The sequence below is a fragment of the Lelliottia sp. GFLA7 genome, from assembly GCF_056490165.1.
This window is the reverse complement of record NZ_JBWLAQ010000001.1, coordinates 698846-719330: the sequence shown is the minus strand read 5'-3', so window position 1 is coordinate 719330 and position 20485 is coordinate 698846. Positions and strand designations below refer to the sequence as shown.

The 20485-nt window shown below is 56.5% G+C and carries 20 protein-coding genes and 1 riboswitch; of the genes, 14 read left to right on the top strand and 6 right to left on the bottom strand.

Going from position 1 to position 20485, the window contains the following annotated elements; all coding sequences use genetic code 11:
* Window position 1 precedes the first annotated feature (1 nt).
* The 3 genes from AC07RN_RS03490 to hutH all read left to right on the top strand — a co-directional run bounded on the left by AC07RN_RS03490 (window position 2) and on the right by hutH (window position 4069).
* On the top strand, window positions 2-736 hold the full coding sequence (locus AC07RN_RS03490) for a histidine utilization repressor (RefSeq protein ID WP_478335584.1): 735 nt from the start codon (window positions 2-4) through the stop codon (window positions 734-736).
* Between the two features lie 127 nt (window positions 737-863).
* Window positions 864-2549 carry a urocanate hydratase gene (hutU, locus tag AC07RN_RS03485; protein WP_478335583.1) on the top strand — a complete coding sequence of 562 codons (1686 nt, stop codon included), beginning with the start codon at window positions 864-866 and terminating at the stop codon, window positions 2547-2549.
* Complete coding sequence (gene hutH, locus AC07RN_RS03480; protein WP_478335582.1) at window positions 2549-4069, top strand: histidine ammonia-lyase; 1521 nt, start codon at window positions 2549-2551, stop codon at window positions 4067-4069. The genes hutU and hutH overlap by 1 nt, the downstream gene beginning before the upstream one ends.
* 49 nt (window positions 4070-4118) lie before the next feature.
* Here hutH and bioA read toward each other — a convergent pair whose 3' ends face one another.
* Complete coding sequence (gene bioA / locus AC07RN_RS03475) at window positions 4119-5408, bottom strand: adenosylmethionine--8-amino-7-oxononanoate transaminase (RefSeq protein WP_478335581.1); 1290 nt, start codon at window positions 5406-5408, stop codon at window positions 4119-4121.
* 86 nt (window positions 5409-5494) lie between these two features.
* Here bioA and bioB point away from each other — a divergent pair, with 86 nt between their 5' ends.
* The 4 genes from bioB to bioD are packed head-to-tail and all read left to right on the top strand — an operon-like array spanning window position 5495 to window position 9122.
* Window positions 5495-6535 carry a biotin synthase BioB gene (gene bioB / locus AC07RN_RS03470; protein ID WP_012016666.1) on the top strand — a complete coding sequence of 347 codons (1041 nt, stop codon included), beginning with the start codon at window positions 5495-5497 and terminating at the stop codon, window positions 6533-6535.
* Entirely contained in the window at window positions 6532-7686 is a 1155-nt protein-coding gene (gene bioF / locus AC07RN_RS03465; protein ID WP_478335580.1) for an 8-amino-7-oxononanoate synthase, read from the top strand. The genes bioB and bioF overlap by 4 nt, the downstream gene beginning before the upstream one ends.
* Window positions 7673-8428 carry a malonyl-ACP O-methyltransferase BioC gene (gene bioC, locus AC07RN_RS03460; protein ID WP_478335579.1) on the top strand — a complete coding sequence of 252 codons (756 nt, stop codon included), beginning with the start codon at window positions 7673-7675 and terminating at the stop codon, window positions 8426-8428. The genes bioF and bioC overlap by 14 nt, the downstream gene beginning before the upstream one ends.
* Window positions 8421-9122, top strand: a complete 702-nt coding sequence (gene bioD / locus AC07RN_RS03455) for a dethiobiotin synthase (RefSeq protein WP_478335578.1) — start codon at window positions 8421-8423, stop codon at window positions 9120-9122. Before bioC ends, bioD begins: the two co-directional genes overlap by 8 nt.
* On the opposite strand, the gene AC07RN_RS03450 is transcribed toward bioD, so the two are convergent.
* On the bottom strand, window positions 9085-9807 hold the full coding sequence (locus AC07RN_RS03450; RefSeq protein WP_012016670.1) for an ABC transporter ATP-binding protein: 723 nt from the start codon (window positions 9805-9807) through the stop codon (window positions 9085-9087). The genes bioD and AC07RN_RS03450 overlap by 38 nt on opposite strands.
* A 749-nt stretch (window positions 9808-10556) precedes the next feature.
* Here AC07RN_RS03450 and uvrB point away from each other — a divergent pair.
* Window positions 10557-12578 (top strand): excinuclease ABC subunit UvrB, encoded by a 2022-nt coding sequence (uvrB, locus tag AC07RN_RS03445; RefSeq protein WP_235135140.1) that lies wholly within the window; start codon window positions 10557-10559, stop codon window positions 12576-12578.
* 93 nt (window positions 12579-12671) lie between these two features.
* Here the strand turns inward: uvrB and yvcK are convergent, their stop codons facing one another.
* On the bottom strand, window positions 12672-13580 hold the full coding sequence (gene yvcK, locus AC07RN_RS03440; protein ID WP_012016672.1) for a uridine diphosphate-N-acetylglucosamine-binding protein YvcK: 909 nt from the start codon (window positions 13578-13580) through the stop codon (window positions 12672-12674).
* Window positions 13581-13803: 223 nt separating this feature from the next.
* A riboswitch (molybdenum cofactor riboswitch) is annotated at window positions 13804-13938 on the top strand.
* Here yvcK and moaA point away from each other — a divergent pair.
* From moaA to AC07RN_RS03410, 6 genes are all read left to right on the top strand, one after another.
* The gene (moaA, locus tag AC07RN_RS03435; protein ID WP_478335577.1) at window positions 13926-14915 is read left to right on the top strand and encodes a GTP 3',8-cyclase MoaA; all 990 of its coding nucleotides are present in this window, start codon (window positions 13926-13928) and stop codon (window positions 14913-14915) included. It overlaps the preceding riboswitch by 13 nt.
* 22 nt (window positions 14916-14937) lie before the next feature.
* The gene (gene moaB / locus AC07RN_RS03430; RefSeq protein ID WP_449553650.1) at window positions 14938-15450 is read left to right on the top strand and encodes a molybdenum cofactor biosynthesis protein B; all 513 of its coding nucleotides are present in this window, start codon (window positions 14938-14940) and stop codon (window positions 15448-15450) included.
* A gap of 2 nt (window positions 15451-15452) precedes the next feature.
* Window positions 15453-15938, top strand: coding sequence for a cyclic pyranopterin monophosphate synthase MoaC (gene moaC / locus AC07RN_RS03425; RefSeq protein ID WP_478335576.1), 486 nt, complete (start codon window positions 15453-15455; stop codon window positions 15936-15938).
* The gene (gene moaD, locus AC07RN_RS03420; RefSeq protein WP_012016676.1) at window positions 15931-16176 is read left to right on the top strand and encodes a molybdopterin synthase sulfur carrier subunit; all 246 of its coding nucleotides are present in this window, start codon (window positions 15931-15933) and stop codon (window positions 16174-16176) included. Before moaC ends, moaD begins: the two co-directional genes overlap by 8 nt.
* Before the next feature lie 2 nt (window positions 16177-16178).
* Window positions 16179-16631, top strand: coding sequence for a molybdopterin synthase catalytic subunit MoaE (moaE, locus tag AC07RN_RS03415; RefSeq protein WP_478335575.1), 453 nt, complete (start codon window positions 16179-16181; stop codon window positions 16629-16631).
* Between the two features lie 58 nt (window positions 16632-16689).
* Window positions 16690-17397: a Bax inhibitor-1/YccA family protein gene (locus AC07RN_RS03410; protein ID WP_012016678.1), complete on the top strand. Its 708-nt coding sequence runs from the start codon at window positions 16690-16692 to the stop codon at window positions 17395-17397.
* Between the two features lie 105 nt (window positions 17398-17502).
* Here AC07RN_RS03410 and AC07RN_RS03405 read toward each other — a convergent pair whose 3' ends face one another.
* Genes AC07RN_RS03405 through AC07RN_RS03395 form a run of 3 tightly spaced genes read right to left on the bottom strand, consistent with a single transcriptional unit; the run spans window position 17503 to window position 20464 of the window.
* On the bottom strand, window positions 17503-18465 hold the full coding sequence (locus tag AC07RN_RS03405) for a lysylphosphatidylglycerol synthase transmembrane domain-containing protein (RefSeq protein WP_478335574.1): 963 nt from the start codon (window positions 18463-18465) through the stop codon (window positions 17503-17505).
* On the bottom strand, window positions 18465-19706 hold the full coding sequence (clsB, locus tag AC07RN_RS03400; RefSeq protein WP_478335573.1) for a cardiolipin synthase ClsB: 1242 nt from the start codon (window positions 19704-19706) through the stop codon (window positions 18465-18467). Before clsB ends, AC07RN_RS03405 begins: the two co-directional genes overlap by 1 nt.
* Entirely contained in the window at window positions 19703-20464 is a 762-nt protein-coding gene (locus AC07RN_RS03395) for an endonuclease/exonuclease/phosphatase family protein (protein ID WP_012016681.1), read from the bottom strand. Before AC07RN_RS03395 ends, clsB begins: the two co-directional genes overlap by 4 nt.
* Window positions 20465-20485 lie beyond the last annotated feature (21 nt).

Below are 20485 nucleotides of genomic sequence, written 5' to 3'. Positions count from 1 at the left end.
GATGTTTACACGCTCACCGAATCAGCCACCCGGCGCGCCCGCACCTTTTTACGAAAAGGTGAAACAGGCGATCAGCGAGAAAATTGCTGCTGGCGTCTGGAAGCCGCACGACCGCATTCCCTCCGAAGCGGAACTGGTGGCGCAGTTTGGCTTTAGCCGCATGACCGTCAACCGCGCGCTGCGTGAACTGACCGACGAAGGCATGCTGGTGCGATTGCAGGGGGTCGGGACTTTTGTCGCTGAGCCAAAAGGGGAGTCCGCGCTCTTTGCCATCCGCAGCATCGCCGATGAGATCGCCGCACGCAATCATCAGCATCATTGTGAGGTTTTAATTCTTGAAGAGACGCAGGCCAGCGCTGAGCAGGCGTTAGCGCTGAACGTCAATGAGGGGACGCGGATTTTTCACTCGGTGATGGTGCATTTTGAGAACGACATTCCGGTACAAATTGAAGACCGCTGCGTCAATGCCGCACGTGTGCCGGACTATCTTGAACAGGATTACACCCAGACCACGCCGCATGCCTGGCTGTCGCAGGTCGCCCCGCTGACCGAAGGCGAACACATCGTCGAAGCGGTGCGCGCCACGTTGCAGGAGTGTGAACTGCTGCGCATCAAGGAGCACGATCCATGCCTGCTCATCCGCCGCCGCACCTGGTCTGGCTCGCAAATCGTATCCCACGCGCGGCTGCTGTTTCCCGGCGATCGCTATAGGTTGCAGGGCCACTTTACGTCATAAGTTTTAAAAGCGTGATAGCTAACGCAATATAACAAAATTGTATCTTTTTTGTTAAATCCATTCTTGTGTGGGGTTGTCTATACAAGTATATCTATTTGTATCTTTCATCCCGTATGAGGACCACACAATGTCGTCAGGTAAATACCGCCAGCAGGAGATCCGTGCCCCGCGCGGCACCACGCTGACTGCCAAAAGCTGGCTCACCGAAGCGCCGCTGCGCATGTTGATGAACAATCTCGATCCGGAGGTTGCCGAAAATCCGAACGAGCTGGTGGTGTACGGCGGCATCGGTCGCGCAGCGCGCAACTGGGAATGTTACGACGCCATTGTGGACTCTCTGACCCATCTTGAAAGCGACGAAACGCTGCTGGTGCAATCCGGAAAACCGGTCGGCGTCTTCAAAACCCATGAAAATGCCCCGCGCGTGTTGATAGCCAACTCGAACCTCGTGCCGCACTGGGCGACGTGGGAACATTTTAACGAGCTGGATGCGAAAGGGCTGGCGATGTACGGCCAGATGACAGCGGGCAGTTGGATCTATATCGGCAGTCAGGGGATTGTGCAGGGCACCTACGAAACCTTCGTGGAAGCCGGTCGCCAGCACTATAACGGTTCGCTGAAAGGCCGCTGGGTGCTGACCGCAGGGTTGGGCGGCATGGGCGGTGCACAGCCGCTGGCCGCTACGCTTGCGGGCGCGTGTTCCCTGAACATTGAATGCCAGCAGAGCCGCATCGATTTCCGTCTGCGCACCCGCTATGTCGATGAGCAGGCAGACAATCTGGACGACGCGCTGGCGCGCATCAATAAATACACGTCCCAGGGAAAAACCGTGTCGATTGCCCTGTGCGGCAATGCGGCGGATATTGTCCCGGAACTGGTCGCGCGCGGCGTTCGCCCGGATCTGGTCACCGACCAGACCAGCGCCCACGACCCGCTGCACGGCTATCTGCCCACCGGCTGGAGCTGGGAAGAGTACCAGCAGAAAGCGAAAACCGATCCGGAAGGCACCGTTCTGGCCGCCAAAAAATCGATGGCTGAACACATTCGCGCGATGCTGGCGTTCAGCGACATGGGCGTCCCGACCTTCGACTACGGCAACAATATTCGCCAGATGGCGAAAGAGATGGGAGTCGAAAACGCCTTTGATTTCCCCGGCTTCGTCCCCGCCTATATTCGCCCGCTGTTCTGCCGCGGCATCGGGCCATTCCGCTGGGTTGCGCTCTCTGGCGATCCGCAGGATATCTATAAAACCGATGCCAAAGTGAAAGAGATCGTTGCCGACGACGCGCATCTGCATCACTGGCTGGATATGGCCCGCGAACGTATCAACTTCCAGGGGTTACCGGCGCGTATCTGCTGGGTGGGGCTGGAGTGGCGACAAAAACTCGGCCTGGCGTTTAACGAAATGGTGCGCAGCGGTGAAGTCTCTGCGCCGATTGTCATCGGCCGCGACCATCTGGATTCAGGTTCCGTTGCCAGCCCAAATCGCGAAACCGAAGCGATGCAGGACGGCTCCGACGCGGTCTCCGACTGGCCATTGCTCAACGCGCTGCTGAACACCGCCAGCGGGGCCACTTGGGTGTCATTGCACCACGGCGGCGGCGTGGGAATGGGCTTTTCTCAGCATGCGGGAATGGTGATCGTCTGCGACGGTACCGACGAAGCAGCCGCGCGCATTGCCCGCGTCTTACATAACGACCCGGCGACAGGCGTGATGCGCCATGCCGATGCGGGTTACGACATCGCGATTGATTGCGCCAAAGAGCAGGGACTGAACTTGCCGATGATCGCCGCCACACAAGGAAAGCACTGATGAATGCGTTAACCCTAACTCCTGGCGCACTGACGCTGAAACAGCTGCGCAGCGTCTGGCGTCACCCGACGCCGCTGGTGCTCGATGAAAACGCCCATGAAGCCATCAACCAAAGCGTGGCCTGCGTCGAAGCGATCGTGGCTGAAGACCGGACCGCCTACGGGATTAACACCGGTTTTGGCCTGCTGGCGCAAACGCGCATTGCCACGCACGATCTGGAAAATCTCCAACGCTCGCTGGTGCTGTCGCATGCCGCGGGCGTAGGCGCTCCGCTGGACGACAACATGGTGCGTCTGATGATGGTGCTGAAAATCAACAGCCTGGCGCGCGGCTTTTCCGGCATCCGACTGAGCGTGATTCTGGCGCTGATTGCACTGGTGAATGCTCAGGTGTATCCGTGGATCCCGTCGAAAGGCTCCGTGGGCGCGTCAGGCGATTTGGCTCCGCTGGCGCATATGTCGTTGCTGTTGCTCGGCGAGGGCAAAGCCCGCTGGCAGGGCGAATGGCTGCCCGCTAAAGACGCGCTGAAAAAAGCCGGACTGGAGCCGATCACCCTTGCTGCGAAAGAGGGTCTGGCGCTGCTGAACGGTACGCAGGCGTCAACCGCGTTTGCGCTGCGTGGATTATTCGAAGCCGAAGATCTGTTCGCGTCGGCGGTGGTGTGCGGCGCGTTAACGACCGAAGCGGTGCTTGGCTCGCGGAGTCCGTTTGATGCGCGGATTCATGCGGTGCGCGGTCAGCGCGGGCAAATTGATGCGGCGGCGATGTATCGCCATGTTCTGACGGACACCAGTGAAATCGCGGATTCCCATCATAATTGCGACAAAGTGCAGGACCCGTATTCGCTGCGCTGTCAGCCGCAGGTGATGGGTGCGTGTTTAACCCAGTTGCGCCACGCCGCAGAGGTTTTACTGGTCGAATCCAACGCGGTGTCCGATAACCCGCTGGTCTTTGCCGAGCAAAATGAAGTGGTTTCCGGCGGCAATTTCCACGCCGAGCCGGTGGCGATGGCGGCGGATAATCTGGCGCTGGCGATTGCCGAAATCGGCGCATTATCCGAACGCCGTATCGCGTTGATGATGGATAAACACATGTCGCAGTTGCCGCCGTTCCTGGTGCGCAACGGCGGCGTGAACTCCGGGTTTATGATTGCCCAGGTTACAGCGGCGGCGCTGGCGAGCGAAAACAAAGCGCTGTCGCACCCGCACAGCGTCGACAGTCTACCGACATCGGCGAATCAGGAAGATCACGTTTCCATGGCACCGGCCGCAGGGCGTCGCCTGTGGGAAATGGCGTCGAACACGCGCGGCGTGCTGGCGGTGGAATGGCTCGCAGCGGTGCAGGGTATTGATTTGCGCGAAGGGTTAAAATCCAGCCCACTGCTGGAGCAGGCGCGCCAGACTCTGCGCGAGGCGGTTTCGCACTACGACGATGACCGTTTCTTTGCGCCGGACATCGAAAAGGCCATGGAACTGCTGGATGACGGGCGTCTGGTGGCGCTGTTGCCACCGGTGTTATAAAAAAATGCCCGGCAGAGCTATCTGACCGGGCATCTTTTTGCGTCCTGGATTACATCACAAAGTGGTCGGGATACTTCACCGCGTTGACCACGGTGCTAGTCAGTTTTTGCAACTGCTCTGCGGTGATGATGTAAGGCGGCATCAGATAAATCAGCTTGCCGAACGGACGCACCCACACGCCTTGCTCGACGAAGAAACGCTGCAACGCTGCCATGTTCACCGGATAGCGGGTTTCCACCACGCCAATCGCGCCCAGAACGCGCACGTCGGCCACAAATTCAGACGCTGTTGCCTTCGCCAGTTCCCGTTTAAGCTGCGCTTCGATAGCCGCCACCTGCGCCTGCCACTCGCCACTTTCAAGGATCGCCAGACTTTCACTGGCCGCTGCGCAAGCGAGCGGATTGCCCATAAACGTTGGGCCGTGCATAAAGCAGCCCGCGTCGCCGTCGCTGATGGTTTCGGCCACATGACGCGTGGTGAGCGTGGCAGAAAGAGTCATCGTCCCGCCCGTCAGCGCTTTACCAATACACAAAATATCCGGCGCGATGCCCGCATGTTCGCAGGCGAACAGCTTGCCGGTGCGGCCAAATCCGGTGGCTATCTCATCGGCAATCAACAGAATCCCTTCGCGGTCGCACATCTTGCGGATGCGTTTTAGCCACTCAGGGTGATACATCCGCATGCCGCCTGCGCCCTGAACGATGGGCTCCAGAATCACGGCGGCGATGTCGTGACGATGCGCCGCCATCGTTCGCGCAAATCCCACCATATCGGCCTCGTCCCATTCGCCGTCAAAACGACTCTGCGGGGCCGGGGCGAACAGGTTTTCCGGCAGATAACCCTTCCATAAGCTGTGCATCGAATTGTCCGGATCGCAGACCGACATCGCGCCAAAGGTGTCACCGTGATAGCCGTTGCGGAACGTCATAAACCGCTGTCGCGTTTCGCCCTTTGCGTGCCAGTACTGTAACGCCATTTTCATCGCCACTTCGACCGCGACTGACCCCGAATCGGCAAGGAAAACGCACTCCAGATTTTCTGGGGTCATCGCCACCAGACGGCGGCAGACATCAATCGCTGGCTGGTGAGTGATCCCGCCAAACATCACGTGTGACATCTGGTCGATTTGCGTTTTCATTGCCGCATTCAGGCGCGGATGGTTGTAGCCATGAATCGTCGCCCACCACGATGACATCCCGTCGATCAGCGTTTCACCCGTCGCCAGATGCAGCTCGCAGCCGTGCGCGGACGCCACTGGATAAACGGGCAGGGGCTGAGTCATAGAGGTGTAAGGATGCCAGATATGGCGTTGATCGAAGGCGAGATCGTCTTGTAACATAATCGACTTGTAAACCATTTTGTATTAATTTAGGTTTACCATTATAAACTGAACCGACAATTAACAAAACCCTTTGGAGAAGCCCAATGGCTCACCACCCGCGCTGGACAATGTCGCAAGTCACCGAATTATTTAACAAACCTTTCCTGGAACTGATGTTTGAAGCGCAGCAGATCCACCGTCAGCACTTCGACCCACGCCATGTGCAGGTCAGCACGCTGCTGTCGATCAAAACCGGCGCATGCCCGGAAGATTGCAAATATTGCCCGCAGAGCGCGCGCTACAAAACAGGGCTGGAAGCCGAGCGCCTGATGGAAGTGGAGCAGGTGCTGGACTCGGCGCGTAAAGCCAAAAATGCCGGATCGACCCGTTTCTGCATGGGTGCGGCGTGGAAAAACCCGCACGACCGCGATATGCCGTATCTGGAACAAATGGTCCAGGGCGTCAAAGAGATGGGGCTTGAGGCGTGCATGACGCTTGGCACGCTCAATGACAGCCAGGCGCAGCGCCTGTCGGCAGCGGGGCTGGATTATTACAACCACAACCTCGATACCTCGCCGGAATTCTACGGCAATATTATTACCACCCGTACCTATCAGGAGCGTCTGGATACGCTGGAAAAAGTGCGCGAGGCGGGTATCAAAGTCTGTTCTGGCGGTATCGTTGGTCTGGGCGAAACGGTGAACGATCGCGCCGGTCTGCTGTTACAGCTGGCCAATTTACCGACGCCACCGGAAAGCGTGCCGATCAACATGCTGGTCAAAGTCAAAGGCACGCCGATGGCCGATAACGACGATGTGGACGCGTTCGATTTTATTCGCACCATCGCCGTGGCGCGCATCATGATGCCAACCTCGTTCGTGCGCTTATCCGCAGGCCGCGAGCAGATGAGCGAGCAGACGCAGGCGATGTGCTTTATGGCGGGCGCGAACTCAATTTTCTACGGCTGCAAACTGTTGACCACGCCAAACCCGGAAGAGGACAAAGACGTTCAGCTGTTCCGCAAACTAGGGCTGAACCCGACGCAAACGGACGTGCTGACGGGCGATAACGAACAGCAGCAACGCCTTGAGCAGCAGCTTTTCAACGCCGATACCGAACAGTATTACAACGCGGCCACCGTATGACCTGGCAGCAGCGCATCACGACCGCGCTGGAGAAACGTCGGGCGACAGAGGCGTTTCGCGTGCGTACGGTAGTCGAGGGCGGCGCTGGACGCTTTATCATCCGCGACCAGCGTCAGTTCTGCAATTTCTCCAGCAACGATTATCTCGGCCTGAGCCAGCATCCGGCGATTGTTCGCGCCTGGCAAGATGGTGCTGAACGGTACGGCGTCGGCAGCGGCGGCTCCGGTCACGTCAGCGGTTACACCACCGCGCATCATGCGCTGGAAGAATCGCTCGCCGACTGGCTCGGCTATTCCCGCGCGCTGCTGTTTATCTCGGGATTCGCCGCGAATCAGGCGCTCATTGCCGCCCTGATGGAGAAAGACGACCGGATTGTTGCTGATAGGCTGAGTCACGCCTCGCTGCTGGAAGCGGCAAATCTCAGCCCGGCTCAATTGCGCCGCTTTGCGCACAATGACGCGTCGCAGCTCAATACGCTGCTGGAAAAGCCCTGCGACGGGCAACAGCTAGTGGTGACGGAGGGGGTGTTTAGCATGGACGGTGACAGCGCGCCGTTATCCGATGTGCAGGCAACCGCTCAGCGGCATAACGCCTGGCTATTGGTCGATGATGCCCACGGAATTGGCGTGCTGGGCGACGAGGGGCGCGGCAGCGCGTTCAGCCAGCATGTTCAGCCGGAGGTTTTGGTGGTGACTTTCGGCAAAGGCTTTGGCGTGAGCGGTGCGGCGGTGCTGTGCAGCGATTCCGTTGCTGATTATCTGCTGCAGTTCGCGCGACATCTGATCTACAGCACCAGTATGCCGCCCGCGCAGGCCGTGGCCCTCCAGGCCGCGTTGAAGGTTATTCGAAGCGATGACGGTGAGCAGCGGCGGCAAACGCTGGCGGCGCTCATTCAGCGTTTCCGCACAGGCGTTCGGGATTTACCCTATCAGACCACCGATTCTCACAGCGCGATTCAGCCCCTGATCGTGGGCGAAAACCGTCGTGCGCTGACGCTGGCGCAACAGTTGCGTGAGCACAATATGTGGGTGACGGCGATTCGCCCGCCAACCGTCCCGGCGGGAACCGCTCGGCTGCGTCTGACGCTGACGGCGGCGCACCAGACGCAGGATATCGATAACGTGCTGGAGGCGCTGTATGCCGCAGGTTAACAAGCAGGCCATTGCGTCCGCCTTTGGCCGGGCGGCGCGATGCTATTCCCAACACGATGAACTCCAGCGCCAGAGCGCGCAGGGGCTGCACGCATTTCTCGGTGATCAACGTTTTAACGCCGTGCTGGATGCCGGGTGTGGACCGGGGACAAACAGCCGCGTCTGGCGGGAAAGAGGCAGCCACGTCACGGCGTTCGACCTTTCCCCGCAGATGATCGAGCAGGCCCGTTATCAGCAGGCAGCAGACGATTATCAGGTGGGGGACATCGAATCCATGACCCTGTCTGACGCCCAGTTTGACCTGGTCTGGAGCCACCTGGCGTTGCAATGGTGCGCCAGCCTGCCGCAGGCGCTGCGGGAGCTGTATCGGGTGACGCGTCCAGGCGGTACGCTGGCCTTTACCACGCTGCTGGCCCATTCGCTGCCGGAACTCAATCAGGCGTGGCAGGCGGTGGATGAGCGGCCTCATGCCAACCGGTTTTTGTCCGAGGCAGAGGTGATTTCCGCCCTGCAGGGTTGGCGGTATCGGGCGACCACGCAGACAGTGACGCTGACCTTCGTGGATGCGCTCAGCGCCATGCGATCGCTGAAGGGCATTGGCGCAACGCATTTGCATGACGGGCGCGGGCGCAAACCATTGACGCGCGGTGAGCTTCAGCGACTGGAGTTCGCCTGGCCGCAGCAGCGGGGTGAATTCCCGCTCTCTTATCAACTTTTCCATGGAATTATCGAACGTGATTGAACGCTATTTTGTCACCGGGACAGATACCGAAGTAGGGAAAACCGTGGCCAGCTGTGCCTTGTTGCAGGCCGCGCGTTTACAGGGATTCGAGACCGTTGGATACAAACCGGTCGCCTCTGGCAGCGAAATGACGGCAGAAGGGCTGCGCAATACCGACGCGTTAGCGCTGCAACGAAACAGCAGCGTGGCACTGTCGTATCAGGCCGTGAATCCCTATACCTTTGCGGAACCGACCTCGCCGCACATTGTGAGCGCCGATGAGCAGCGCCCAATCTCGTTTTCTGTGCTTTCTGCGGGTCTGCGGTCGCTTGAGGAACAAGCTGAATGGGTGCTGGTTGAAGGGGCGGGCGGCTGGTTTACCCCGCTCAGTGATGACCTGACGTTTGCCGACTGGGTGGCGGGCGAACAGCTGCCGGTAATTTTGGTCGTCGGAATAAAACTCGGCTGTATTAATCATGCGATGCTCACCGCATTAGCGGTGAAACAGTCAGGTCTGCGTCTCGCAGGCTGGATTGCCAACGATGTGGTTGCGCCGGGAAAACGTCATCATGAGTATCTGGCGACGCTTAAGAACTGCATTCATGCGCCATTTCTCGGCGAAATTCCCTGGCTTGCCGACGCGGCTGAAAACGCAAAGACGGGACATTATCTCGATCTCAGCGCCTTGCATCCAGCGTCATCCAGTGGGCAATAAGTTCGTCATTCAGCTCAGTAACGTGGCCCTGTGCCACGTTACGTCCGCGATAAAGCATGCAAAAACGGTCGGCGACACGGCGGATAAACGACAGCTGTTGTTCCGCCAGTAAAACCGTCATTCCCAAATCTCGATTTAAACGCGCCAGAAGTAGCCCCAGCCTGTGGGCAAACGTCGGGCTGGCCCCGTGCATTGGTTCGTCCAGAATCAGCAGGCGAGGGCGACTGACCAGCGCATTCGCCAGCGCCAGCTGGTATTTGTCATCCGGTGATAACCCCATCGCACGGGCCTGTCGCAGCGGCCACAGTTGCGGCAGCAGGTCGTACATTTCGCTGCTGGCCGTCGCGTCAGATTTCCCCTGCGCGCGCATTGCAACATGCAAATTTTCCTCAACCGTGAGCTGCGAAAATATCCGCCGATCCTGCGTGACATACCCGATCCCTGGTAATTCGCTGCGCTCACGCGTAGCGCCCAGCAGATCCTGTGGTGGTGCGCCCGCTTCATGCCAGATAATGGAACCGCTCTCTACCGGAAGTTGCCCGGTGATGCAGTTGATCAGGGTGGTTTTTCCCATTCCGGGCAGCCCGACCACGCCTGTACACATCCCTGGCGGCAAATCGAGATCAATGTTCCACAGCGTGTGTTCGCTCCCGTAAAACTGATTTATTGCGCGCAGACTCAGCATAATTCACTCCTTAAAAAACGCGTGGGCGAGATGTCATCATGATTCTGCAAAACCCTTGCCATATCCGAAAATCGACTTGAATAAGCTGTTTTTTTCGGACTATGTCACTGCTAACGCGATACACAGGAGCGGATTTGCACACCTTCGGTGCTACAGAGGATGGGTCGTGGTGCAGCGAGGATCGCGGAAATGTGAGTAAGATCTCACCGGTCGTATATGATCCGCTCAACTGTTAATCATCGAAAAAGAGCTATAAATATTTTTTACGGACAGGCTTTTGGGAAAAACCGGGACTTTGCGGAGTGGCTGTCTACTTGGGCTGGAAGCAGTTATCCACTATTCCTGTGGATAACCATGTGCATTAGGGTTAGAAAACTTCAGGTAAGCGAGAGAATACGCGGCCTGCGCATGAATTGATGCGAAACGCGGCTTTAAGAAATATCTTCTATTAATTAATGCGTTAGACAAAAGCAATCATCGTAATGAAAGTGTCATCTGCGGGCTTAAATCTGACTTTACCCTGCTTGACAAATGTTAAAAATGGAAATGTTCTGGGGATAAACCCCTCAGAGTGGTGTTTTATAGTGCCGTAGTCTGGATATTGACCACTTTTTCGCTGATTCACCGGATGCAGTACCAAATATCGTTACATGCCACTGGATTTACATCCAGTATTTTTTACTGGCAAATTTGCCAGTCACGCGTAAAATTACTCACCTGCCGCTTTTATCGTCATCAGGTTGTTGCCCATGAGTAAAATGTTCAAATTGAATTCTGCCTTCCGTCCTTCTGGCGATCAGCCAGAGGCGATCCGTCGCCTGAAAGAAGGGCTGGAAGACGGGCTTGCACATCAAACGCTGCTGGGCGTAACCGGATCGGGTAAAACGTTTACCGTCGCCAATGTGATTGCCGATCTGCAGCGCCCCACGATGGTGCTGGCACCCAACAAAACGCTGGCGGCGCAGCTTTATGGTGAGATGAAAGAGTTCTTCCCGGATAACGCCGTGGAATATTTCGTCTCCTACTACGATTATTATCAGCCCGAAGCCTACGTCCCGAGCTCGGATACCTTTATCGAGAAAGATGCGTCTGTGAACGAGCATATCGAACAGATGCGTCTGTCGGCGACCAAGGCATTGCTTGAGCGTCGAGACGTCATTGTGGTGGCCTCTGTGTCCGCTATTTACGGCCTGGGCGATCCCGATCTGTATCTGAAAATGATGCTGCACCTGACCAACGGGATGATCATCGATCAGCGCGCCATTTTGCGGCGACTGGCGGAGCTGCAATATGCCCGTAACGATCAGGCGTTCCAGCGCGGGACGTTCCGCGTGCGGGGCGAAGTCATTGATATCTTCCCGGCAGAATCCGACGATCTGGCGTTACGCGTTGAGCTTTTTGACGAAGAAGTCGAGCGGCTGTCGCTTTTCGATCCGCTCACCGGCCATGTTGATTCGGTTATTCAGCGCTTCACCGTCTATCCGAAAACCCACTACGTCACCCCGCGCGAGCGTATTGTGCAGGCGATGGAAGACATCAAGGTCGAACTGGCTGAGCGACGCAAAGTGCTGCTGGAAAATAACAAACTGCTCGAAGAGCAGCGTTTAAGCCAGCGTACGCAGTTCGATCTGGAGATGATGAACGAGCTGGGCTACTGCTCGGGTATCGAAAACTATTCACGCTACCTTTCGGGCCGTGGGCCTGGTGAAGCGCCACCGACGCTGTTTGATTATCTGCCTGCCGATGGGCTGCTGGTGGTGGACGAATCCCACGTGACGATTCCGCAAATTGGCGGCATGTACCGTGGCGACCGTGCGCGTAAAGAGACGTTGGTGGAGTATGGTTTCCGCCTGCCCTCGGCGCTGGATAACCGTCCAATGAAGTTTGAAGAGTTCGAAGCGCTGGCCCCGCAGACTATCTATGTCTCAGCAACGCCGGGCAACTACGAGCTGGAAAAATCAGGCGAAGATGTGGTGGATCAGGTGGTGCGTCCGACCGGCCTGCTGGATCCCATTATCGAAGTCCGTCCTGTGGGAACCCAGGTGGACGATCTGCTTTCTGAAATCCGTGCGCGCGCCATTATCAACGAGCGCGTGCTGGTCACTACGCTTACCAAGCGTATGGCGGAAGATCTGACCGAATACCTTGAAGAGCACGGCGAGCGCGTGCGTTATCTGCACTCGGATATCGACACCGTCGAGCGTATGGAGATCATCCGCGATTTACGACTCGGTGAATTTGACGTGCTGGTCGGGATCAACCTGTTACGAGAAGGTCTGGACATGCCAGAAGTGTCGCTGGTGGCGATTCTGGATGCCGATAAAGAGGGCTTCCTGCGTTCTGAGCGTTCGCTTATTCAGACCATTGGCCGTGCGGCGCGTAACATCAACGGTAAAGCCATTTTGTATGGCGATAGAATTACGGCGTCGATGGCGAAAGCGATTAGCGAAACAGAGCGTCGCCGTGAGAAGCAGCATCAGTACAACCTGGATAACGGCATTGTGCCGCAGGGCTTGAACAAGAAAGTGGTGGATATTTTGGCGCTGGGCCAGGGGCTGGCGAAAACCAAAGCCAAAGGCCGTGGCAAATCGCGCTCACCGGTTGAGGCCGATCCGGTTGAACTTGTGCTGACGCCAAAAGCGCTGCAGCAGAAAATTCATGAGCTGGAAGGGCAGATGATGCAGCACGCACAAAACCTGGAGTTTGAAGAAGCCGCGCAAGTCCGCGATCAGCTTCATCAACTACGGCAACTGTTTATTGCGGCGTCGTAGCTCAAAGCAAAATGGCAGCGCGAGGCTGCCATTTTTAGTGTCCCTGTGGGCTAAGAAATCCCCGCAAAGTGATCATTTGCACAATGACTCGCGCTAACCCAATTCCTGAATGGCTTTTTCCAGCGCCAGGCGCAGTAAATGGCGGTCATGGCGATACTTGATATCGCTTGCTTCCAGCGGCTCCTGAACCACGACGCGGCCTTCCATGCCGGAAACATCGACGTTTGGCCCTACGACGACACCGTCGATAATTTTCTTCCCGACATACTGTTCCATCAGATGCAGTTTATCTGCCAGCGACAGGCTAGCGGCGGCGGGACTCAGTTCGCGCCCCAGATTGCCGATATAGACCATCGGCGCAGGGGTTCTGCGTAGCGCTTGCGCCAACTCTTTGACCAGCAAAAGCGGCATCAGACTGGTGTAGAAGCTGCCAGGGCCGATCAGGATCAGGTCGGCTTCGGCAATGGCTTCGATCGCTTCACGCGTGGCGGGAACATTCGGATAGGTCATCAGCTCTTTTGGTGGCACGACAAGCTGATCGATATTCACTTCTCCGTAGACTTCATGGCCATCCACATCAATCGCCATCAAATCGACCGGTTGTTCTGACATTGGGATAAGGAATGCATCGACTTTCAGCAGGTTTCTGATCAAATTGATCGCTTCAAGAGGCCTGACGCTCAGGTGATCCAGCGCCTTTAACATCAGGTTTCCGAGGTTATGGCCCGAAAGTTCACCGTTACCGCTAAAACGATATTCAAACATCGCCGACGCGACGCTTTGCTCGGTAATTAATTGATTAAGACAGTTGCGCATGTCGCCCCAGGCAATACCGCCTTCCGCACGACGAATACGTCCTGTTGAACCACCGTTATCCGTGGTGGTCACGATACCGGTCAGCCGGGAACCCAGCGACGATAACGATGACATAACGCGTCCCAGCCCGTGCCCGCCACCGAGAGCGACGACACGGTCAAGATCCGCAAAAGTGCGATTGCGCATACACATTCCTTATCATAATGATCAGCGTAACAGTAACCCAACTACCCCTAAAAGACGATGCCCTACGCCCGTCAAAATGACGTATATCAATGCGAAACGTTGAGTTTTACGTATCCTGTAGTGAAAGTGTTCGATAATGTCGCTATGTATAGAATTATACAGCGAAAGCAAAATGGCGGAAGCGTCATTTCCGCGCTACTATCGGCATAACCACGTTTTCGCTGATGAAAACATACACTCTAGCCTTGACGCCTGTGTCACATGATATGGCGCCCTGGCCGTGGCGGTTTCGCCACCAGGGTACAGAAAGAAATGACTGTGCCTCCCGTATCTGGAAAGGTGTACATGGCTTCACAACTCACTGATGCTTTCGCGCGTAAGTTTTTCTATTTACGTCTGTCGATTACCGATGTGTGCAACTTCCGTTGCACCTATTGCCTGCCGAACGGTTACAAGCCTGGCAGCGTCACCAATAACGGATTTCTCTCCGTGGCAGAAGTGCGGCGTATCACGCGCGCATTCTCTGAACTCGGCACCGAAAAAGTGCGCCTGACGGGCGGAGAACCCTCACTTCGTCGTGACTTTCCTGACATTATTGCTGCTATTCGTGAAAACGAGAGCATTCGTCAAATCGCCGTCACCACCAATGGCTATCGTATGGCGCGCGATGTCGCAAGCTGGCGCGAGGCCGGATTAACGGCGATTAACGTCAGCGTCGATAGCCTTGATGCACGCCAGTTTCACGCCATTACCGGGCAGGATAAATTCCAGCAGGTGATGGACGGCATTGACGCTGCTTTCGAGGCCGGATTCGATAAAGTCAAAGTCAACACCGTACTGATGCGCGATGTGAATCACCATCAGCTAGATACCTTCCTGGCCTGGATCAAACCGCGCCGCATTCAGCTGCGTTTCATTGAGCTGATGGAGACAGGTGAGGGCAGTGACCTGTTCCGTCGCCATCATATTTCCGGGATGGTGTTGCGTGATGCCCTGCTGAGACGCGGTTGGATCCATCAGATTCGCCAACGCAGCGACGGCCCGGCGCAGGTCTTTTGTCACCCGGATTATGAAGGGGAAATCGGGCTTATCATGCCGTATGAGAAAGACTTCTGCGCCAGCTGTAATCGTCTGCGCGTCTCGTCGGTTGGCAAGCTGCACCTGTGCCTGTTTGGCGACGGCGGCGTCGATCTCCGTGATTTGCTGGAAGACGATGCGCAGCAGAACGCCCTTGAAGCGCGTATCTCTACTGCGTTGACGCACAAAAAGCAGACCCACTTCCTGCACCAGGGCGACACAGGAATCACACAAAACCTGTCCTACATCGGCGGGTAATTGGCTTAAAAGGAATCAGAAAATGAGTCAGGTCAGCGCAGAGTTTATCCCGACGCGTATTGCTATTCTTACGGTTTCAGAACGCCGTGGCGAAGAGGACGATACCTCTGGCCACTGGCTGCGTGACGCGGCGCATGAGGTGGGACACCATATCGTCGATAAAGCCATCGTCAAAGAGAACCGCTACGCCATCCGCGCGCAGGTTTCACAGTGGATCGCCAGCGATGACGTGCAGGTGGTGTTGATTAACGGTGGAACGGGGTTGACCGCAGGCGATCAGGTCCCGGAAGCGCTGCTGCCGCTGTTTGACCGCGAGGTCGAAGGGTTTGGCGAAGTGTTCCGCATGCTGTCATTTGAAGAGATCGGCACCTCGACGCTGCAATCGCGTGCTGTCGCGGGGATTGCCAACAAAACGCTGATTTTTGCGATGCCTGGATCCACCAAAGCCTGCCGTACGGCCTGGGAAAATATCATCGCCCCGCAGCTTGATGCCCGCACCGGTCCGTGTAATTTCCATCCTCATTTAAAGAAATAATTATGTCGCAACTCACCCACATTAACGCCGCGGGCGAAGCCCATATGGTGGATGTTTCTGCCAAAGCCGAAACAGTGCGCGAAGCGCGTGCCGAAGCTTTTGTCACCATGCTGCCTGAAACGCTGGCGATGATTATCGACGGCAGCCACCACAAAGGCGACGTGTTTGCCACGGCGCGCATCGCCGGGATTCAGGCGGCGAAACGCACCTGGGATCTCATCCCGCTCTGCCATCCGCTGATGCTGAGCAAGGTCGAAGTAAACCTGCTGGCCGAACCAGAACACAGCCGCGTGCGTATCGAATCGTTATGCCGCTTGACCGGTAAAACCGGCGTAGAAATGGAAGCCTTAACGGCGGCCTCTGTCGCGGCACTGACCATTTACGACATGTGCAAAGCAGTGCAAAAAGATATGGTGATTGGTCCGGTTCGACTGCTGACGAAAAGCGGCGGGAAATCCGGCGATTTTAAGGCCGACAGTCATGATTAAGGTTCTGTTTTTCGCGCAGGTTCGCGAGCTGGTGAATACCGACGCTCTGACTGTGGACGGCTCTTTCGATACCGTTGACGCGCTGCGTGCGCACCTGGCGACGCAAAGCGACCGTTGGGCGCTCGCGCTGGAAGAGGGTAAATTATTAGCCGCCGTTAACCAGACGCTGGTGGATTTCAGCCATCCCGTTAAGACTGGCGATGAAGTTGCGTTTTTCCCGCCAGTGACAGGGGGTTAACGATGAGTGACACGCGAATCATCGTCAGTCCCGCGCGTTTTAGTGTCGGGGAAGAATACACCTGGCTTGCCGAGCGCGATGAAGACGGCGCGGTCGTCACCTTTACGGGCAAAGTCCGCAACCATAATTTGGGCGACAGCGTCAAAGCGCTGACGCTCGAACATTATCCCGGGATGACCGAAAAATCGCTGGCGGACATCGTGCAAGAGGCGCGCTCGCGCTGGACGTTGGGACGCATCACGGTGATTCACCGTATCGGCGAAATGTGGCCGGGTGAAGAAATTGTTTTTGTTGGCGTCACCAGTTCTCACCGCAGCAGCGCGTTTGAAGCGGGGGAATTTATCATGGATTATCTTAAAACCCGGGCACCATTCTGGAAGCGCGAGGCCACGCCGGAAGGCGAACGCTGGGTCGAATCACGCGACAGCGATAAAGACGCCGCCAGCCGCTGGTAACCGACGCCCGCAGATGTGTTAATCTTAACGGTAAATGTCCACTTAATGAGGAGTTATCATGGACCGATTTCCACGTTCGGATTCAATCGTTCAGCAGACCCGTAGCGGCCTGCAAACGTATATGGCGCAGGTGTACGGCTGGATGACCTGTGGCTTGCTGTTAACCGCGTTTATCGCATGGTATGCCGCAAATACGCCCGCAGTGATGATGTTTGTCTTCTCCAGCAAAATCACCTTCTTTGGGCTGATTATCGCGCAACTGGCGCTGGTCTTTGTGCTCTCTGGTCTCGTGCAAAAGCTCAGCGCGGGAATGGCGACCACGCTGTTTATGCTCTATTCCGCGCTCACCGGCCTGACGCTTTCCAGCATCTTTATCGTCTATACCTACTCGTCTATCGCCAGCACCTTCGTGGTTGCCGGCGGGATGTTTGGTGCGATGAGCCTTTACGGCTACACCACCAAACGTGATTTGAGCGGTTTTGGCAACATGCTGTTTATGGCGCTGATCGGTATCGTGCTGGCGTCGCTGGTGAACTTCTGGTTGAAAAGTGAAGCGCTGATGTGGGCCGTGACCTACATCGGGGTGATCGTCTTTGTCGGTCTGACCGCGTACGACACCCAAAAGCTGAAAAACATCGGCGAGCAAATCGACGTGCGCGACAGTTCAAACCTGCGCAAATACGCCATTCTTGGTGCTTTGACGCTGTATCTGGACTTCATCAACCTGTTCCTGATGCTGCTGCGTATTTTCGGCAACCGTCGTTAATGTTGTTTTGCCGGGTGGCGGTGCGGTCTCGCGCTCTCACCCTGACCCTCTCCCACGGGAGAGGGAACCAACACGAAAAACGGCAACGAGGTTGCCGTTTTACTTTTATTTCGCCATCGCCTTCTCGTTTTTCGCCCGCAATTTCTTCGCCCGACTTTCCAGAAGTAGATAGCAAACCGTTGCCAGCGCAAGCGGTAAGAAGTAGTACAGCATGCGATAGGCCAGCAGCGCGGCGATAATCTTGCCGTGAGAAACATGTTCCCCTGCCAGCAGCGCGATAAACACCGCTTCGAGTACGCCGATCCCCGCCGGAATATGCACGATGACGCCCGCGATACTGCTCACTAGCAGTACGCCCAGGATAAAGAAATAGTTCACGTCTTCGCCGATCAACAGCCAAATAATCGTGCCCATCACCATCCAGTTGGCGCTGGAAATCGCCATCTGCATCAGGGCAAACTTCCACGTCGGCAGAACCAGCTTTTGCCCTTTGATGGTCATGTGACGGTGTTTTGCGAATGCGCAGGCCCACAGATACACCGCGATAATCAGCAGCAGAACGATGCCCAAAATCCGCAGCGTGGTTTCGTCGATATACCAGTGCGCCGGTAACTGCACCACGCCGATGGTAAAAATCACCCCGCCGAGCAGAATATAGCCCAGCCAGTTGGTGGTAATGCTCAGTGAGAAAATGCGCGTGATGGTGCTGCTCGGCAGCCCAAGCCGCGAGTAAAGCCGGTAACGCATTCCGATACCGCCCACCCAGGTGCTGAGCGTAAGGTTAAAGGCATAGCAGATAAACGACACCAGCATGACCTGGCGTTTCGCCAGCTTATGCCCGCAATATGCGCGTCCAAGTAAGTCGTAACAGCCATAAATCAGATAGCTCACGACAACCAGCCCGACGGCGCTGAGCAGCACCGTACGGTTATAGTTGCGGATGACTTTCCAGACCTCTTCCCAGTCAATTTTTTGCGCGTACACCACCAGTAGGACGATGACCGCCACAAAAAAGAGCCAGGTGAGGATTTTTTTGGCCATTCGCCAGCGAGGATGTGATTTGCTCATTACGGCTTCACCCCCGTGTTTTCGGCTTCGACGCGATCCTGGGTTTCCATGGCAGGTTGAACCGGTGCCGGGACCTGCGCCAGTTTAGGCGTGTGGGCGGGCAGCCAGCCGACGAGAGCCGGGAAGTGGCGCAGGAAGTGGAACACCACCACGCTTTTGGTCAAGTTCCACCAGGTCCGTTTGGGCACCATTGAATCGTCCACCCGCACGCAGTCGCGGGCGATAATCCCGCTCAGGTTATCGCGCAAGGTCTGGTTAAATTCGCGATCGTGGATAATCAAGTTGGCCTCAAGATTCAGCGACAGGCTTAGCGGATCGAGATTACTGGAGCCGACCGTCGCCCAGTGATCGTCCATCAGCGCGACTTTGCCGTGCAGGGGACGACGGCGATATTCATAAATCTGCACGCCGCCTTTGACCAGATAATCGTACAGCAGACGCGCGCCAACGGTGACAATCGGCATATCCGGCTCGCCCTGTACAATCAGTTTGACCCGCACACCGCGTCGTGCGGCATTGCGCATAGCGTGCAGCAGGCGGTAGCCCGGGAAGAAATAGGCGTTCGCGATAATCACTTCACGCTTCGCGTTGGCCAGCATTTTCAAATAATGCCGTTCGATATCGTCACGATGCTCATCGTTATCGCGCCAGATGAACAGCGCCTGCGCTTCGCCCGGCTGACGGTTTTCTTCCGGACGGTGACGGCGTTTCCACCAGCGACGCGTCACGGATTCGCCGGGCAGGTTTTCCAGTTCGAACTGCAAAATATCCAGAACCACCGGGCCTTCAACGCGTATCGCGTAATCCTGTTTGGCTTCAGGACCGTAATCGGACATGTGCTCATCGGAATAGTTAATCCCGCCGACAAACGCAACCGTATCATCCACCACCACAATTTTGCGGTGCATACGGCGGAACACGTTGGTGCGCATGCCCAGCAGAGGAGGGCGTGGATCGTAATAACGAAACACCACGCCCGCCGAGGTGAGTTCGTTGACAAACGCGTCGCTCAGATCGGGTGAGCCGTAGCCATCGAGCAGCACTTCAACTTTGACGCCGCGCTGTGCGGCACGCAAAACGGCCTCATGAAGCTGACGCCCCACGCCATCTTCGAACCAGATAAACGTTTCCAGAATCACCCTGTGCTGGGCCTTATCAAGAGCGGCATACACGGCTGGATAATACTCGTCACCATTTTCCAGCAGCGTGATCCGGTTTCCTTCTCGCCATGAACTTTTCATAAGTGGATCTCCGCACTTAAAGGGGCGTGGTCGGATAAATGACGCCATGTGCGCAGCGCCAGCGCGGTTGGGCTGCTGGCGTGCGCGTTTTTCACATAAATTCGGTCGAGGCGAAGCACCGGGAAACTCACCGGGAAGGTGCGGGCCGGGCGGCCGTGTGCGCGAGTAAAGATTTCATCCAGCCCAGCCTGAGCTTTCAGCGGATGGTTGGCGCGCTGCCGCCAGTCGTTGAAATCGCCCGCGACGACCACAGGTTCGCCTTCCGGCAGGGCATTCACCCATTTCGCCATCATGTTCAGCTGCGCCTGACGATGCGCTTCGCGCAGGCCCAGATGCACGCACCCAACGTGAATCGGAAACGCCAGTTCTGGCGGCGTAATCCGACAGTAAAGTAGCCCGCGTTTTTCGCTTTCGCCCACCGAAACGTCGCGATTTTCATAATGTTCGATGGGAAAGCGTGACAGGACCGCATTGCCGTGATGCCCTTCAGGGTAGACGGCGTTGCGCCCGTAGGCATAGTCGCTCCACATGGTGTCGGCCAAAAATTCGTAATGGGTGGTATCCGGCCAGTTTTCGACATGCATGGGGTGAATCTCATGCGCGCCCATGACTTCTTGCAGGCACACGATGTCTGCACCGACGGTACGTACCGCATCCCGTAGCTCGGGTAAAATGAAGCGGCGGTTAAATGCCGTGAAGCCCTTGTGTGTGTTTATCGTCAATATTTTTAATGAAAAATGCCGGTTTTTTTGCGTCATATTTTCCTGCCAGCGTCACTA

What these genes read in the sequence shown, in the direction of transcription:
- AC07RN_RS03490 (WP_478335584.1), top strand. Translation starts at nt 2, where the DNA reads ATGTTTACACGCTCACCGAATCAGCCACCCGGCGCGCCCGCACCTTTT.
- hutU (WP_478335583.1), top strand. Translation starts at nt 864, where the DNA reads ATGTCGTCAGGTAAATACCGCCAGCAGGAGATCCGTGCCCCGCGCGGC.
- hutH (WP_478335582.1), top strand. Translation starts at nt 2,549, where the DNA reads ATGAATGCGTTAACCCTAACTCCTGGCGCACTGACGCTGAAACAGCTG.
- bioA (WP_478335581.1), bottom strand. Translation starts at nt 5,408, where the DNA reads ATGTTACAAGACGATCTCGCCTTCGATCAACGCCATATCTGGCATCCT.
- bioB (WP_012016666.1), top strand. Translation starts at nt 5,495, where the DNA reads ATGGCTCACCACCCGCGCTGGACAATGTCGCAAGTCACCGAATTATTT.
- bioF (WP_478335580.1), top strand. Translation starts at nt 6,532, where the DNA reads ATGACCTGGCAGCAGCGCATCACGACCGCGCTGGAGAAACGTCGGGCG.
- bioC (WP_478335579.1), top strand. Translation starts at nt 7,673, where the DNA reads ATGCCGCAGGTTAACAAGCAGGCCATTGCGTCCGCCTTTGGCCGGGCG.
- AC07RN_RS03450 (WP_012016670.1), bottom strand. Translation starts at nt 9,807, where the DNA reads ATGCTGAGTCTGCGCGCAATAAATCAGTTTTACGGGAGCGAACACACG.
- uvrB (WP_235135140.1), top strand. Translation starts at nt 10,557, where the DNA reads ATGAGTAAAATGTTCAAATTGAATTCTGCCTTCCGTCCTTCTGGCGAT.
- yvcK (WP_012016672.1), bottom strand. Translation starts at nt 13,580, where the DNA reads ATGCGCAATCGCACTTTTGCGGATCTTGACCGTGTCGTCGCTCTCGGT.
- moaA (WP_478335577.1), top strand. Translation starts at nt 13,926, where the DNA reads ATGGCTTCACAACTCACTGATGCTTTCGCGCGTAAGTTTTTCTATTTA.
- moaB (WP_449553650.1), top strand. Translation starts at nt 14,938, where the DNA reads ATGAGTCAGGTCAGCGCAGAGTTTATCCCGACGCGTATTGCTATTCTT.
- moaC (WP_478335576.1), top strand. Translation starts at nt 15,453, where the DNA reads ATGTCGCAACTCACCCACATTAACGCCGCGGGCGAAGCCCATATGGTG.
- moaD (WP_012016676.1), top strand. Translation starts at nt 15,931, where the DNA reads ATGATTAAGGTTCTGTTTTTCGCGCAGGTTCGCGAGCTGGTGAATACC.
- moaE (WP_478335575.1), top strand. Translation starts at nt 16,179, where the DNA reads ATGAGTGACACGCGAATCATCGTCAGTCCCGCGCGTTTTAGTGTCGGG.
- AC07RN_RS03410 (WP_012016678.1), top strand. Translation starts at nt 16,690, where the DNA reads ATGGACCGATTTCCACGTTCGGATTCAATCGTTCAGCAGACCCGTAGC.
- AC07RN_RS03405 (WP_478335574.1), bottom strand. Translation starts at nt 18,465, where the DNA reads ATGAGCAAATCACATCCTCGCTGGCGAATGGCCAAAAAAATCCTCACC.
- clsB (WP_478335573.1), bottom strand. Translation starts at nt 19,706, where the DNA reads ATGAAAAGTTCATGGCGAGAAGGAAACCGGATCACGCTGCTGGAAAAT.
- AC07RN_RS03395 (WP_012016681.1), bottom strand. Translation starts at nt 20,464, where the DNA reads ATGACGCAAAAAAACCGGCATTTTTCATTAAAAATATTGACGATAAAC.